Raw genomic sequence first — 13,929 nt, 5'->3', positions numbered from 1 at the left:
GGCGCCCTTTTCCGGTTCTGTCGGTCCGGATCAGAAGTCCATTCCGCCCATGCCGCCACCGGCGGGCATCGCGGGCTCGTCCTTCTTCGGCTTGTCGGCCACCATCGCCTCGGTGGTGATGAGGAGGCCGGCAACCGAGGCCGCATCCTCAAGCGCGGTGCGCACGACTTTCGCCGGGTCGATCACGCCGAACTTGAACATGTCGCCATATTCCTCGGTCTGGGCGTTGAACCCGAAGGACAGGTCGCTGGATTCGCGGATCTTGCCCGCGACGACCGAACCGTCCACGCCTGAGTTTTCGGCGATCTGGCGCAGCGGAGCTTCCAGCGCACGACGGACGATGGCGATGCCGGCGTCCTGGTCGGGGTTGGCGCCCTTCAGGCCGTCAAGCGACTTGGCGCCCTGGATCAGGGCAACGCCGCCACCGACGACAACGCCTTCCTGCACCGCGGCGCGGGTCGCGTTCAGCGCATCGTCCACGCGGTCCTTGCGCTCTTTCACTTCGACTTCGGTCATGCCGCCGACACGGATGACGGCAACGCCGCCGGCCAGCTTGGCCACACGTTCCTGAAGCTTTTCGCGGTCGTAGTCCGAGGTGGTCTCTTCGATCTGGCCACGGATCTGGGCGACGCGCGCCTCGATCTCGGCCTTCTCGCCGTTGCCGTCGATGATCGTGGTGTCGTCCTTCTTGATCAGGACCTTCTTGGCGCGGCCCAGCATGTCAAGCGTGACGCTTTCCAGCTTCATGCCAAGATCTTCCGAGATCACCTGGCCGCCGGTCAGGATCGCGATGTCCTGCAGCATGGCCTTGCGGCGGTCGCCGAAGCCCGGGGCCTTCACGGCGGCGATCTTCAGGCCACCGCGCAGCTTGTTGACCACGAGGGTGGCCAGCGCTTCGCCTTCCACGTCCTCGGCGATGATCAGCAGCGGCTTCTGCGACTGGATCACGGCCTCGAGCAGCGGAACCATCGGCTGAAGCGACGACAGCTTCTTCTCGTGCAGCAGGATCAGCACGTCGTCGAGCTCGGCCGACATCTTGTCGGCGTTGGTGACGAAGTAGGGCGACAGGTAGCCGCGGTCGAACTGCATGCCTTCGACGACCTCGGTCTCGGTCTCGAGGCCCTTGTTCTCTTCCACGGTGATGACGCCGTCGTTGCCGACCTTCTGCATCGCGTCGGCGATCTGGCGGCCGATTTCGGCTTCGCCGTTGGCCGAGATGGTGCCGACCTGGGCGACTTCCGCGCTGTCGTTCACCGGGCGGGCGGCGGACTTGATGTGCTCGACGACTTTCGCGGTGGCCATGTCGATGCCGCGCTTGAGGTCCATCGGGTTCATGCCGGCCGCGACCGACTTCATGCCTTCGCGGACGATCGCCTGGGCCAGAACCGTGGCGGTCGTCGTGCCGTCGCCGGCCTCGTCGTTGGTGCGGGAAGCGACTTCCTTCACCATCTGGGCGCCCATGTTCTCGAACTTGTCCTCAAGCTCGATTTCCTTGGCGACCGTCACACCGTCCTTGGTGATGCGCGGGGCGCCGAAGGATTTGTCGATCACGACGTTGCGGCCCTTGGGGCCCAGCGTGACCTTCACCGCGTCGGCAAGAATGTTGACGCCGCGCAGCATGCGGTTGCGGGCATCGGTGTCGAATTTGACGTCCTTAGCAGCCATGTTGCTTGCTCCTGGTTGTCTGGAATTTCTGGTGGATCGACAGGTTCAGGCGATCAATCGATCACGCCGAGGATGTCGCTTTCCTTCATGATCAGCAGCTCTTCGCCGTCCAGCGTGATCTCGGTGCCCGACCACTTGCCGAACAGGATACGGTCGCCGGCCTTGACGTCCATCTTGATCCGATCGCCGTCCTCGTCCTTGGCGCCAGCGCCAACAGCGACAACTTCGCCCTCGGCGGGCTTTTCTTTTGCGCTGTCGGGGATGATCAGGCCCCCTTTGGTCTTCTCGTCGCTCTGGACGCGACGGACCAGCACACGGTCATGCAGAGGTTTGAAAGCCATCTCAGAACGCTCCTTGGCTCATGTTTCTTTTCTTAGCACTCACCTTGGTCGAGTGCTAACGCTGCGGAGATAGGCAAGGCGCGGGCGGGTGTCAACGCATCATTCCGCAAAATCGCGGGTTCCCGGACCGCATCGGGTGGCATACCCGGTCATGCCCCGTCTTCCCCGTGACAAGGCCCGCGCCCCTACCTATAAGGCGCGCGAACCACACCCCCTTCAAAGCTGATCCTCAGGAACATTCGCATGACCACTCTCGTCTTCGGCCACAAGTCCCCCGACACCGATTCGACCGGATCGCCGATCATTTGGGCCTGGTACCTGAACGAGGTGCAGGGCGGCGACGCCGAGGCCGTCCTGCTGGGAGAGCCCAACACCGAGGCCGCCTTCGTGCTGACGCGCTGGGACATCCCGAAGCCCCGCATGATCGGTGACGTTCCCGCCGGTCAGCCGGTTGTCATCGTCGACACGAACAATCCGGCGGAACTGCCGGCGGGCATCAACGACGCCGACATCCGGGCGATCATCGACCACCACAAGTTGGTGGGCGGACTCGAGACCAAGGGACCGATCGACATCACCGTCCGCCCGCTCGCCTGCACGGCGACGATCCTTTACGACCTGATGGGCGACGACACCGCGAAGATGCCCGACTGGGTGCGCGCGGTCATGCTGTCGTGCATCCTGTCGGACACGCTTGAGTTCCGCTCGCCCACCACGACCGCGCATGACCGCGCCGTGGCCGAGGATCTTGCGCACGAGCTTGGCATCTCGATCCCCGATTACGCCGCCGAATTGTTCGCGGCGAAGTCCGACGTGTCGGCCTTTTCGGATGCCGAACTGCTGCGGATGGATTCCAAGGAATACACCGTCGCCGGCAAGGAATTGCGCGTCTCGGTCCTGGAGACCACCTCGCCCGCGACGGTGCTGTCGCGCAAGCAGAGCCTGATGGCGGCGATGACGGACGTGGCGAAGGAAGACGGCGCCGACCAGGTGCTTCTCTTCGTGGTCGACATCCTCAACGAGCAGGCGACGCTTCTGGTGCCGAACGATCTGGTGAAGACCCTTGCCGAGAAAAGCTTCGGCGCCACGGTCACCGGCGACACGGTCGTCCTGCCCGGCATAATGAGCCGCAAGAAGCAGATCATCCCGGCGCTTACACTGTGAACCAGACCCCGCCGGTCCCGAACAGCCAGAACATGAGCGGGACCGGCGCGACGGCGATCAGCACGGTCAGAACGTAGGGTCCCGCCCCGAACAGGCGGCTGGCGCCGGCAGCGAAGGCTATGCCTCCGCCGCCGCCCAGGACGACGTTGCCCGGCATGTTGAACAAAAGCGCAAGGGCGACATAGCGGTTGCGAAGCAGAAACGGGACCCAGCGCCTTGGGGCGGTACTCTCGATGAAGCGCACCCTGTCGGCGTCGGCCAGATCGGCGGTTCTCAGGACGAAATCGCGCGCCCGCTCGAGGCCCAGCGCGCCAAGGGCGCGGGCAATCCAGCCGGGCGTCACGAAACGCCCCATGGCGAAGGACAGCGCCAGCGCGGCCACCATCGCCAGATAGACCAGCAACGCCCCCCGCGCCCCCAGCACCATCAGAAGCCCCAGACCGATCTCGGCGCCGGGCACGAAGGGCAGGGCCGAGAACGCGATGAAGAGAAAGACCCCAAGAACGATGGCGCCACGCGCGACCGGCCCCGCCTCGACATCCGCCACAACCTCGTGCAGCAGGGTCGACAGCCAAAGCCCGCCAGCAAGAAGGCCCAGGTAGAGAAGGGCCAATACAACGCGGCGCAAGGTCATTCGCACATCCCGAAAAAGTCGGCGATCACGCGACAGGCCCCTTTTCTTCCCGTCGTGCAGGCTTCACACGGGGACGTCATGAGCCTGTCGCGCCTTCTTCCGGAGATCCTATGACCCGCATCATCGAAAGCCTAGCCGACATCGCGGCCAACTACGATGCCCTCTTCTGCGACCTCTGGGGATGCCTTCACAACGGCATCGCCCCCTTCCCCGAAGCGGTGGCGGCGTTGCGTGGCTTTCGCGCGGGCGGGGGCAAGGTCGTGTTGCTGACCAACGCCCCGCGCCCCCGGCACGACGTCGAGGTGCAACTGGATGGCATGGGCGTTCCGCGCGACTGCTGGGACGTGATCGCCACCTCGGGCGACAGCGCGCGGCTGGCCATGTTCCAGGGCGCGGTCGGTCATGACGTCCATTTCATCGGAGAAGAGCGAGACCTGACCTTCTTCGAGCCGATCCACCTGCTTGATCCCTGCCCGGAAGTCCGCCGGGTTCCCCTGACCGAGGCGACGGGCATCGTCTGCACCGGCCCACAGGACCCTCACGCCGATCCCTCGGCCTATCGGGGCGAATTCCTTTACGCCAAGACCAAGGGGCTCAAGCTTCTTTGCGCAAATCCCGACATCGTGGTCGACCGGGGCCACGAACGCATCTGGTGCGCCGGGGCCCTTGCCGCGCTTTACGAAGAGATGGGCGGCGAAAGCCTTTACTTCGGCAAGCCTCATCCGCCCGTCTACGACCTTGCCCGGCGCCGGCTGGCCGATCTAGGCGATTCGGTTCCGGACTCGCGCATCCTTGCCGTGGGCGATGGGATCGCGACCGACATCAAGGGCGCTCTGGGCGAGGACATCGATTCGCTTTTCGTCACCGGCGGGATCGCGGCGACCGAGACGCGGACGGTGACGGACCCCGACCCGGACGCGCTCGAGCGTTACCTGGCGCAGGAGATGGTCACCTCGACCTACGCGATAGGTAAGCTGCGCTGACCCGATAGAGCTTGCTTTTCTGCGGCCGCAAAGTAATTAAGTTTCAAAGTTCGGACCACAAGCGCCCGAATGTTGCGGAACGGATTTTGCGATGCTCGACAACATGCCGCGTGGAACCATCGTCATCGAGGATCTCGAGGTGGGCATGACGCGCCACCTCGTGAAGGAGATCACCGATCTCGACATCGAGCTTTTCGCCCAGGTCTCGACCGACCGGAACCCGGTGCATCTGGACGACGCCTATGCGATGGACACGATCTTCGAGGGCCGCATCGCCCACGGAATGCTGACCGCCGGCCTGATCTCGGCCGTCATCGGCGAGCAGCTTCCCGGACATGGCACCGTCTATCTGGGCCAGACGCTCAGGTTCCTTGCCCCCGTGCGTCCCGGCGATCATGTCCGCGCCGAGGTCGAGGTCATGGCGATCGACTATGCCAAGCGCCGCGTCACGCTTGACACACGCTGCCTCGTGAACGGCAAGCCCGTCCTCAAGGGCGAGGCCGTCGTGCTGGCGCCGTCCGGCAAGTTCGACTGACGCTTGCACCCCGGCGCGCGCGGCGATAGGCCAGCGCCCATGCGGGTTCTGCGTGACTACCAGTATGCCAAGGCCGGGGATCGGGGCGCGAGCGCCGCGATCGGCAATTTCGACGGCGTCCATCTTGGCCATCGGGCGGTCATCGACATCGCCCGCGCCGAAGCCCTGCGCCTGGGCGCGCCCCTGGGCATCCTGACCTTCGAGCCGCATCCGCGCGAATACTTCGCCCCGAAGTCCCCGCCCTTCCGGCTGATGAACTCGGAAGCCAAGACCCACCGCCTAGAACGGCTTGGCGTCGACATCCTTTACGAACTCAGCTTCAACGCGGCCCTGTCGGCGCTGTCGCCGGAAGCCTTCGCGCGCGACGTGATCCATGACGGACTGGGTCTTGCGCATGTGGTCGTCGGCCGCGACTTCTGCTTCGGCAAGGGCCGCACGGGAACCGCCGCCGATCTCGAGGTCTTCGGCGCCGAGATGGGCTTTGGCGTGACAGTGGCCGACCTGATCGAAACCGGCGGGATCGAAGTCTCGTCGACCCGCATCCGCGAGGCGCTGAGCGAAGGCCGCCCGCGCGATGCCGCGGCGATGCTGGGGCACCTGCACCGCATCGAAGGCGCCGTGATCCGCGGCGACCAGCGCGGGCGTCTTCTGGGCTATCCCACCGCCAACATGTCGATTGCTGGCCTGCACCCTCCGCGCTACGGCATCTATGCCGTCGAGGTGCGCGTGCAGGACGGTCCGCTGGCCGGGGACTATACGGGCGTGGCAAGCCTTGGCGTCCGGCCGATGTTCGGGGAAAACGCCCCGAACCTGGAAACCTTCCTCTTCGACTTCTCGGGCGACCTTTACGGCACCCACCTGTCGGTCGCGCTTGTCGAATTCCTGCGCCCGGAGCTTACGTTCGACAGCGTCGACGCGCTGGTGGAACAGATGGATCGCGACAGCCTTCAGGCGCGCGAGATCCTTGCCGCGCCATGACCGACCCCATCGACCGCGACGGGTTGCGCGACCGCTTCTGGGAACGGGTGCCGCTGAAGAACCTGACCCCGCGCGAATGGGAGGCGCTTTGCGACGGTTGCGGCAAGTGCTGCCTCAACAAGCTGGAAGACGAGGACACCGGCGAGGTCGCCTTCACCCGCGTGGCGTGCCGACTTCTGGACGGCGAGACCTGCCGCTGCGGTAACTACGCAATCCGCAAGACGCTTGTGCCGGAATGCGTCGTGCTTACCCCAAAGGCGCTGCCCGACGTCGCCTACTGGCTTCCCCGCACCTGCGCCTACAGGCTGCTGCATGAAGGTCGTCCTCTTTTCGACTGGCATCCGCTGATCTCGGGCACCGCGGAAAGCGTGCACGAGGCCGGCGTGTCAGTGCGCGGCTGGACCGTGCCGGAATTCGAGGTCGACGAGGACGACTGGGAAGACCACATCATCGACGAGGAACCGTGATGCATTTCGCCTCGGACAACACCGGCCCCGCGCACCCCAAGGTCATCGAGGCGCTTCACCGCGCCAACGAAGGCTATGCCCTGCCCTATGGTGCCGACCCGCTGACAGAGCGCGTGCAAGAGCGCATCCGCGAGGTCTTCGAGGCGCCCGAGGCGGCGGTCTATCTGGTCGCCACGGGGACGGCGGCGAACTCGATCCTTCTGGCGACGCTGTGCCAGCCCTGGCAGACGATCTTCTGCGCCCCTCACGCCCATATCCACGAGGACGAATGCGGCTGCCCCGAGTTCTTCGCGGGCGGCGCCAAGCTGACGCTGGTCCACGGGCGCGAAGACAAGATGGAGCCCGACGCCCTGCGCGCCGCGATCGAGGGCGAGGAAACGCGCGGCGTGCACGGCGTGCAGCGCGGACCGGTCTCGATCACGCAGGCGACGGAACGGGGAACCTTGCACTCGCTGGAGGAGATCCGTGCGCTGACCGACGTGGCAAAGGCCTATGGTCTGCCGGTTCACATGGACGGGGCACGTTTCGCGAACGCGATGGTGAGTCTTGGCTGTTCGGCGGCCGAGATGACGTGGAAGGCCGGCGTCGACGCTGTCAGCTTCGGCGGCACGAAAAACGGGCTTCTGGGGGTCGAGGCCGCCGTGATCTTCGACCCGGCGAAGGCCTGGGAGTTCGAGTTGCGGCGCAAGCGGTCGGCGCATCTCTTCTCGAAGCACCGCTATCTCTCGGCCCAGATGGAGGCCTATCTGGAAGACGGGCTCTGGCTTGAAATGGCGGAGCGTGCCAACGCCGCCTGCCGGCGGCTGGCCGACGGGCTGAAAGGGGTGCCCGGCGCGCGCCTTCGGTTCGAACCGGAGGCGAACATGATTTTCGTCGAGTTGCCCCGGGCCGCCCACCGTCGACTGCACGACGCCGGGGCCGAATACTACCTTTGGGCCGGATCACTTGACGGCGATGACCCGGACGAGCCGCTGTCCGCACGGCTTGTCTGCGACTGGTCGGCGCGGACCGAAGACATCGACCGCTTCGTCAGGATCGCGGCCGGCTGAGCCCGCCCCGGCCGTCAGAGCGTCCCGGCGAGGTAGCTGTCCAGATCGGCGATCCGGTCCTGCCCCCAGAAGCGCTCGTCGGTCTCGGTGACGATGTAGAAGGGGGCGCCGAAGGCACCGGCCGACACCGCATCCTCCAGGTTGCGGGCATAGGTTTCGGCCCCGACCAGCAGCCCGGCATCGGCAAGCTTCGGATCGAACCCCGCCGCAGACAGGCAGTCGCGGATCACCGCGTCTTCGGCGATGTTCTTTTCTTCGGCCCAGCAGGCGCGGGTGATCGCATGGACAAGCGCCCCCAGATTTCCGCCGCCCGCGTTCTGGGCGGCGATAATCGCGTAGGACGAGGGCGCGGGGTTGGTGGGCCAGAAGGCGGGCTTCAGGTTGATCGGCAGAGCCGCCTTGACGGCGTTCCGGCGAAGTTCCTGAAGCCTATACTCCTGCCGCGACGGGTGGCGGTCCTTCGGGGGAATGCCGCCGGTGCGCGCGAACAGCGCCATGATGTCGAGCGGCCGGTAGGTGACCGTCGCCCCGTGCCGGGCGGCGACCTCTTCCAGCCGGGTGCCCGCAAGGTAAGTGTTCGGCGACACCGTGGCGAAATAGTAGTCTATATGGGCCATAGCGTCCCCTCCTGTTCCACAATGGTTTGCGCGACCCTAGGCGCATGCTAAGCGGTGTCAACGTCACGAATCCGTCATGGACGGACATCCGAGAGGCCCGCTGCCATGCCTTCCATCACCGAACCGAAACTGATTTCCGGCAACGCCAACAAGACACTGGCGAAAGCCGTGGCACGGCGGATGTCGATGCACCGGGGGGTGCACGTCGGCCTCGTGGACGCGCGGGTCGAGCGCTTCAACGACGCCGAGATCTTCGTCGAGGTGTTCGAGAACGTCCGCGGCGAGGACATGTTCATCATCCAGCCGACGTCGAACCCCGCGAACGACAACCTGATGGAACTTCTGATCATGACCGACGCGCTGCGCCGGTCGTCGGCGGCGCGGATCACCGCGGTAATCCCCTACTTCGGCTATGCGCGCCAGGACCGGCGCACCAAGGCGCGCACGCCGATCACGGCCAAGATGGTGGCGAACATGATCGTCGGCGCGGGCGTGGAACGTGTTCTGACGCTTGATCTGCACGCAGCCCAGATCCAGGGCTTCTTCGATATCCCCGTCGACAACCTGTACGCCTCGCCCATCTTCGCGCTGGATATCCGGCATGTCTTCAAGGGACGGCTCGACGAGATCACGGTTGTCTCGCCGGACGTGGGCGGCGTGGCGCGGGCGCGCGAGCTGGCCACACGCATCGGGACGTCGCTGGCGATCGTGGACAAGCGACGCGAGAAGCCGGGCGAAGTGGCCGAGATGACGGTGATCGGTGACGTGAAGAACCAGATCTGCATCATCGTCGACGACATCTGCGACACCGCCGGAACGCTGTGCAAGGCGGCCGAAGTCCTGATGGAGCAAGGCGCCAAAGAGGTGCATGCCTACATCAGCCACGGCGTCCTTTCGGGGCCGGCGGTGGGGCGCATCACCTCGTCGGTGATGAAAAGCCTTGTCATCACCGACTCGATCGAGCCGACCGACGCGGTGAAGGGTGCCGCCAACATCCGGATCGTGCCGACCGCGCCGATGTTCGCGCAGGCCATCCTGAACATCTGGAACGGCACGAGCGTGTCGTCGCTCTTCGATCCCGAAACGCTCGAGCCGATCTACGAGGGGATGTATTCGCGCTGAGGCGCGACGCCTCAAAGCCCCGCGCGGCCGCCCGCCATCAGGCTGTCGATCAGCACGCTGAGCATGTCCGACCGGCTGCGGGTTCCCGACTTTCGATAGATCGCGTTCAGGTGCGCCTTCACCGTGCCTTCGGCGCTGCCGCGCATCTCGGCGATCTCGGTGGTGTTGAGGCCCTTCACAAGGAACATGGCGACGTCCCGTTCCGATGGCGACAGGCCCCAGACGTCGAAATGCGACTCGATCACGTCGGTGACCGCGCCGCGCGCCATCTCGAGGCTGCGCTCAAGGTCGGCCTTGCGCCGCAGCAGGCGGCGAAGATAGGTCGTCTCGACCGCAGCTGCGCCAAGCAGGGCAAGGGTCGCGATGGCCTCGATCGGCAGATGAAGCTGGAACTCGTCGCTGGGGGCCAGCTGCGCCTCGCGGTAGTCGGCGAAAAGGTCGACGACGAAGAAGGCGGCGCAGAAGATCTGCACCGCGATCAGCACAACAAGGGCGATCGGGGTCTTGGCGTCCGGCGTCACAGGGCCCCTGCGGGAATCAGTTCAGGGTTGGTGGAACGTCCTTGTAGCCCGTGACCATCGCACGCGGAAGGTTGACCCGTGTCCGGACGCTTTCCAGGATCACCGCGCCGACATGCAGGACAACCGAAATCTCGGCCCAGGTGACCGAAGCTTCGTGCAGGAACTCGGGCCATTCGACACCCCAGTACATGTCGGTCGTCATCAAGTAACCGGACAGCCCGATGACCAGAAGCGTCACGATCAGGTTGTAGATCATCAGCGCGCCCAGCGGCGTGTGGCCAAGATGCAGGCGCTTGGTTCCGGTGAGCATGTCCCGCAACTGCCCGAGGCTGCCTGACAGGCTGGCCGGAAAACTCGAGAACCTGGCATAGCCGGTTCCGGAAAAGCCCCAGATCACGCGGGCAAGAACAAGGCCCACGACGACATAGCCGACCCACTGGTGCAGCTTGGTGTCGTCATCGATGAGAAGGGCGTTCGCGCCGAAGGCCGCGACAAGCGACCAGTGGAACGTGCGGACGAAACCGTCCCAGACTTTGACATGTTGCATGGCTTTCTCCGCTTGGGACCCGGCGCGCGGATGCCTGGGGCAGATCCTTGGGGGGAGGGTCCGCGCGCCGGCGCCGGCTTAGCTGTCGGCGTCCGTGCGGACGATCTCGAAGTCGCCGTTCAGGAAGATCTCGTACTTCTCGTCGCCCTTCTTGGCATAGGCTTCGTAAAGCCCGTCTTCGATCTTGATCTTGCCCACCTCATAGCCCTGGTCGGTCAGCATCTGCGTGATGGCCTGGGTGTTCGCGTCGGTCAGTTCGACCGGGTTTGCGGCAAGGGCGGCGGTCGCGAGGGCGGCCGAAAGCGCCAGCGAGGTGGCGAGTGTCTTGAACATCGGTGTCTCCGTGCGTTCGGGTTGGGCAGGCCGACGGTTGGGGATAGCCCGGCCTGCATGGCGCCGAGGTGACGTGGGACGACCGCAAACGCCATTGGCCGAAAGTCCTAGTGCGTGGGGGACCGGCGACGGTTTGCCCGGCTATGCCGTTGGTTTAGGCGGCAGGGCCCGCGTCACAAAGAAAAACCCCGGGTCGCCCCGGGGTTCTGAAAAGGTCGCCTGTGACGGGTGGTCAGGCCATGTCGTTCAGCAACTGCGCGAGGTCCGAGACGACCAGTTCGGCCATGTCCCGGTGCTCGGGCGCGGCGCCTGCGGCCTTTGCGCGGGCCTCCTCCAGCATGGCTTCGATCTGGGCGCGGTTGCCCGCGTCCCTGGCATAGGCCTGCTCGGCCAGAACCGAAATGCCGTCGGCGCCGATTTCGGCGAAGCCCCCGGTCACGGCGAACTCCTTGACTCCGTCAGCCATCTCGACCCGAAGCACACCGGGCCGCAGGGTGGTGATCGTCGGCGCATGGTTGGGCATGGCCGTCATCTGGCCGTTCGCCCCCGGGATCTGCACCGATTTCGCCTGGCCCGAGGCCAGCAGGCGTTCGGGCGAGACGAGGTCGAATTGCATCGTGTCGGCCATGTCAGCCCCTTACGCCGCTTCGGCAGCCAGGCGTTCGGCCTTGGCGATGACTTCGTCGATGCCGCCGACCATGTAGAAGGCGGCCTCTGGCAGGTGGTCGTACTCGCCGTTCACCACAGCCTTGAAGGACGAGATCGTGTCTTCGATCGGCACCTGCACGCCGGGCGAGCCGGTGAAGACCTGAGCCACGTCGAAGGGCTGGGACAGGAAGCGCTGGATCTTGCGGGCGCGGGCGACGGTCAGCTTGTCTTCTTCCGACAGCTCGTCCATCCCGAGGATCGCGATGATGTCCTGCAGCGACTTGTAGCGCTGAAGGATCCCCTGCACCGAGCGGGCGACGTTGTAGTGCTCTTCGCCCACGACCGAGGGGTCGAGGATCCGGCTGGTCGAGTCGAGAGGGTCCACGGCGGGATAGATGCCAAGTTCCGAGATCGCGCGCGAGAGCACTGTCGTGGCGTCGAGGTGCGCGAACGAGGTGGCAGGCGCGGGGTCGGTCAGGTCGTCGGCGGGCACGTAGATCGCCTGCACCGAGGTGATCGAGCCGTTCTTGGTCGAGGTGATGCGCTCCTGAAGCGCGCCCATGTCGGTGGCCAGCGTCGGCTGGTAGCCCACCGCCGAAGGGATCCGGCCAAGAAGCGCCGACACTTCGGAACCCGCCTGCGTGAAGCGGAAGATGTTGTCCACGAAGAACAGAACGTCGGTGCCCGACTGGTCACGGAACTGCTCGGCCACGGTCAGACCGGAAAGGGCGACGCGGGCGCGGGCCCCCGGGGGCTCGTTCATTTGGCCGTAGACAAGCGCCACTTTCGACTTCGACAGGTCGTCGATGTTGATGACGCCGGACTCGATGAACTCGTGGTACAGGTCGTTGCCTTCGCGGGTCCGCTCGCCCACGCCGGCGAACACCGAGTAACCCGAGTGCACCTTGGCGATGTTGTTGATCAACTCCTGGATGAGCACGGTCTTGCCCACGCCGGCGCCGCCGAAGAGACCGATCTTGCCGCCCTTGGCGTAGGGCGCCAGCAGGTCGATGACTTTGATGCCGGTCACGAGGATCTGGGACTCCGTCGACTGGTCCTCGAACGGGGGCGCGGCGCGGTGGATCGGGCGGCGCTCCTTAGTCTGGACGGGGCCCTTTTCGTCGATGGCCTCGCCAACGACGTTCATGATCCGGCCCAGCGTGGCGTCGCCCACCGGCATGGTGATCGGGCCCTCGGTGTCGGTCACGGTCTGTCCGCGCACAAGACCTTCGGTCGAGTCCATGGCGATCGTGCGCACGGTGCCTTCCCCAAGGTGCTGCGCGACCTCGAGGATCAGCAGCTTGCCGTTGTTGTCGGTTTCAAGCGCGTTCAGAATTGCGGGCAGGTGGCCGTCGAACTGGACGTCGACAACGGCGCCGATCACCTGGGTGATTTTGCCTTTTGCTTTTGCCATCTTGGTGTCTCCGGTTGTCTCAGAGCGCCTCGGCGCCCGAAATGATCTCGATGAGTTCCTTGGTGATCGATGCCTGACGCGAGCGGTTGTAGACGATGGTCAGACGGTCGATCATGTCGCCCGCGTTGCGCGTCGCGTTGTCCATGGCGGACATGCGCGCGCCCTGTTCCGAAGCCGCGTTCTCAAGCAGCGCGGCAAAGACCTGCGTCGCCACCCCGCGCGGCAGCAGGTCGGCCAGGATCGCCTCTTCGTCGGGCTCGTAGTCGTACACGGTCGAAGCGGCAGCCATATCCTCGTCAAGGTCGAACTTCGCGGGAATGATCTGCTGCGCGGTCGGGACCTGGCTGATCACGCTTTGGAAGCGCGAGAAGAAGATCGTCGCGACATCAAATTCGCCCGCCTCGAACCGGTCGAGCACGCCCTTGGCAATCTCCTGCGCGTTGACATAGCCCACGCGCTTGACGTCGCTGAGGTCGACATGGCCGATCAGCAGGTTGCCGTAGTCGCGGCGAAGCTGTTCGCGGCCCTTCTTGCCGACGGTGACGACCTTCACCGTCTTGCCCTTGGCACGCAGCTCCTCGATCTTCAGCTTGGCCAGCTTCACGATCGACGAGTTGAAGCCGCCGCAAAGACCGCGCTCGGATGTCATGACCACCAGAAGGTGGGTCTGATCGCGGCCGGTGCCGGCCAGAAGGCGCGGCGCGCTGTCGCTGTCGCCCACCGACTTCGCAAGGCCGGCCATGACCGCGTTGAAGCGCTCGGCATAGGGGCGCGAGGCCTGCGCGGCCTCTTCGGCGCGGCGCAGCTTGGCTGCGGCGACCATCTGCATCGCCTTGGTGATCTTCCGCGTCGACTTGACGCTTCCGATCCTGTTCTTCAGGTCCTTGAGGCTCGGCATCTGTCCTGTTCCC

17 protein-coding genes are annotated in these 13,929 nt (G+C 65.3%); 7 read left to right on the top strand and 10 right to left on the bottom strand.

Annotated features, from left to right (window positions below):
- Positions 1-30 precede the first annotated feature (30 nt).
- Positions 31-1,665, bottom strand: coding sequence for a chaperonin GroEL (gene groL / locus ACRDNQ_RS10320; RefSeq protein ID WP_431828560.1), 1,635 nt, complete (start codon positions 1,663-1,665; stop codon positions 31-33).
- Positions 1,666-1,718: 53 nt separating this feature from the next.
- Entirely contained in the window at positions 1,719-2,006 is a 288-nt protein-coding gene (groES, locus tag ACRDNQ_RS10315) for a co-chaperone GroES (protein ID WP_431828559.1), read from the bottom strand.
- 243 nt (positions 2,007-2,249) lie between these two features.
- Between groES and ACRDNQ_RS10310 the strand changes: the two genes are divergently transcribed.
- Positions 2,250-3,170 carry a manganese-dependent inorganic pyrophosphatase gene (locus ACRDNQ_RS10310; protein WP_431828558.1) on the top strand — a complete coding sequence of 307 codons (921 nt, stop codon included), beginning with the start codon at positions 2,250-2,252 and terminating at the stop codon, positions 3,168-3,170.
- On the opposite strand, the gene ACRDNQ_RS10305 is transcribed toward ACRDNQ_RS10310, so the two are convergent.
- On the bottom strand, positions 3,160-3,783 hold the full coding sequence (locus ACRDNQ_RS10305; protein ID WP_431828557.1) for a hypothetical protein: 624 nt from the start codon (positions 3,781-3,783) through the stop codon (positions 3,160-3,162). The genes ACRDNQ_RS10310 and ACRDNQ_RS10305 overlap by 11 nt on opposite strands.
- A 131-nt stretch (positions 3,784-3,914) precedes the next feature.
- On the opposite strand from ACRDNQ_RS10305, the gene ACRDNQ_RS10300 reads away from it, so the two are divergent.
- The 5 genes from ACRDNQ_RS10300 to ACRDNQ_RS10280 all read left to right on the top strand — a co-directional run bounded on the left by ACRDNQ_RS10300 (position 3,915) and on the right by ACRDNQ_RS10280 (position 7,816).
- Complete coding sequence (locus ACRDNQ_RS10300; protein ID WP_431828556.1) at positions 3,915-4,787, top strand: TIGR01459 family HAD-type hydrolase; 873 nt, start codon at positions 3,915-3,917, stop codon at positions 4,785-4,787.
- Positions 4,788-4,878: 91 nt separating this feature from the next.
- On the top strand, positions 4,879-5,322 hold the full coding sequence (locus ACRDNQ_RS10295; RefSeq protein ID WP_431828555.1) for a MaoC family dehydratase: 444 nt from the start codon (positions 4,879-4,881) through the stop codon (positions 5,320-5,322).
- Positions 5,323-5,361: 39 nt separating this feature from the next.
- Positions 5,362-6,300 carry a bifunctional riboflavin kinase/FAD synthetase gene (locus tag ACRDNQ_RS10290; protein WP_431828554.1) on the top strand — a complete coding sequence of 313 codons (939 nt, stop codon included), beginning with the start codon at positions 5,362-5,364 and terminating at the stop codon, positions 6,298-6,300.
- Positions 6,297-6,767 (top strand): YcgN family cysteine cluster protein, encoded by a 471-nt coding sequence (locus tag ACRDNQ_RS10285; RefSeq protein WP_431828553.1) that lies wholly within the window; start codon positions 6,297-6,299, stop codon positions 6,765-6,767. Before ACRDNQ_RS10290 ends, ACRDNQ_RS10285 begins: the two co-directional genes overlap by 4 nt.
- Positions 6,767-7,816 (top strand): threonine aldolase family protein, encoded by a 1,050-nt coding sequence (locus ACRDNQ_RS10280; RefSeq protein ID WP_431828552.1) that lies wholly within the window; start codon positions 6,767-6,769, stop codon positions 7,814-7,816. Before ACRDNQ_RS10285 ends, ACRDNQ_RS10280 begins: the two co-directional genes overlap by 1 nt.
- Before the next feature lie 14 nt (positions 7,817-7,830).
- On the opposite strand, the gene ACRDNQ_RS10275 is transcribed toward ACRDNQ_RS10280, so the two are convergent.
- Positions 7,831-8,433, bottom strand: coding sequence for a 2-hydroxychromene-2-carboxylate isomerase (locus ACRDNQ_RS10275; RefSeq protein WP_431828551.1), 603 nt, complete (start codon positions 8,431-8,433; stop codon positions 7,831-7,833).
- A 105-nt stretch (positions 8,434-8,538) separates the two neighbouring features.
- On the opposite strand from ACRDNQ_RS10275, the gene ACRDNQ_RS10270 reads away from it, so the two are divergent.
- Positions 8,539-9,555, top strand: a complete 1,017-nt coding sequence (locus ACRDNQ_RS10270; RefSeq protein ID WP_431828550.1) for a ribose-phosphate pyrophosphokinase — start codon at positions 8,539-8,541, stop codon at positions 9,553-9,555.
- Between the two features lie 11 nt (positions 9,556-9,566).
- Here the strand turns inward: ACRDNQ_RS10270 and ACRDNQ_RS10265 are convergent, their stop codons facing one another.
- The 6 genes from ACRDNQ_RS10265 to ACRDNQ_RS10240 all read right to left on the bottom strand — a co-directional run bounded on the left by ACRDNQ_RS10265 (position 9,567) and on the right by ACRDNQ_RS10240 (position 13,916).
- Entirely contained in the window at positions 9,567-10,076 is a 510-nt protein-coding gene (locus ACRDNQ_RS10265) for a helix-turn-helix transcriptional regulator (protein WP_431828549.1), read from the bottom strand.
- 16 nt (positions 10,077-10,092) lie between these two features.
- The gene (locus tag ACRDNQ_RS10260) at positions 10,093-10,623 is read right to left on the bottom strand and encodes a cytochrome b/b6 domain-containing protein (protein ID WP_431828548.1); all 531 of its coding nucleotides are present in this window, start codon (positions 10,621-10,623) and stop codon (positions 10,093-10,095) included.
- 78 nt (positions 10,624-10,701) lie between these two features.
- Positions 10,702-10,956: a PepSY domain-containing protein gene (locus ACRDNQ_RS10255; RefSeq protein ID WP_431828547.1), complete on the bottom strand. Its 255-nt coding sequence runs from the start codon at positions 10,954-10,956 to the stop codon at positions 10,702-10,704.
- 232 nt (positions 10,957-11,188) lie between these two features.
- Positions 11,189-11,584 carry a F0F1 ATP synthase subunit epsilon gene (locus ACRDNQ_RS10250; RefSeq protein WP_431828546.1) on the bottom strand — a complete coding sequence of 132 codons (396 nt, stop codon included), beginning with the start codon at positions 11,582-11,584 and terminating at the stop codon, positions 11,189-11,191.
- A gap of 9 nt (positions 11,585-11,593) precedes the next feature.
- On the bottom strand, positions 11,594-13,018 hold the full coding sequence (gene atpD, locus ACRDNQ_RS10245) for a F0F1 ATP synthase subunit beta (protein ID WP_431828545.1): 1,425 nt from the start codon (positions 13,016-13,018) through the stop codon (positions 11,594-11,596).
- A gap of 19 nt (positions 13,019-13,037) precedes the next feature.
- The gene (locus ACRDNQ_RS10240; protein WP_431828544.1) at positions 13,038-13,916 is read right to left on the bottom strand and encodes a F0F1 ATP synthase subunit gamma; all 879 of its coding nucleotides are present in this window, start codon (positions 13,914-13,916) and stop codon (positions 13,038-13,040) included.
- Positions 13,917-13,929 lie beyond the last annotated feature (13 nt).

Source organism: Saliniferula longa (genome assembly GCF_050789285.1).
GTDB lineage: Bacteria > Pseudomonadota > Alphaproteobacteria > Rhodobacterales > Rhodobacteraceae > CAVPWP01.
This window is presented reverse-complemented; position numbering and strand designations above follow the sequence as displayed.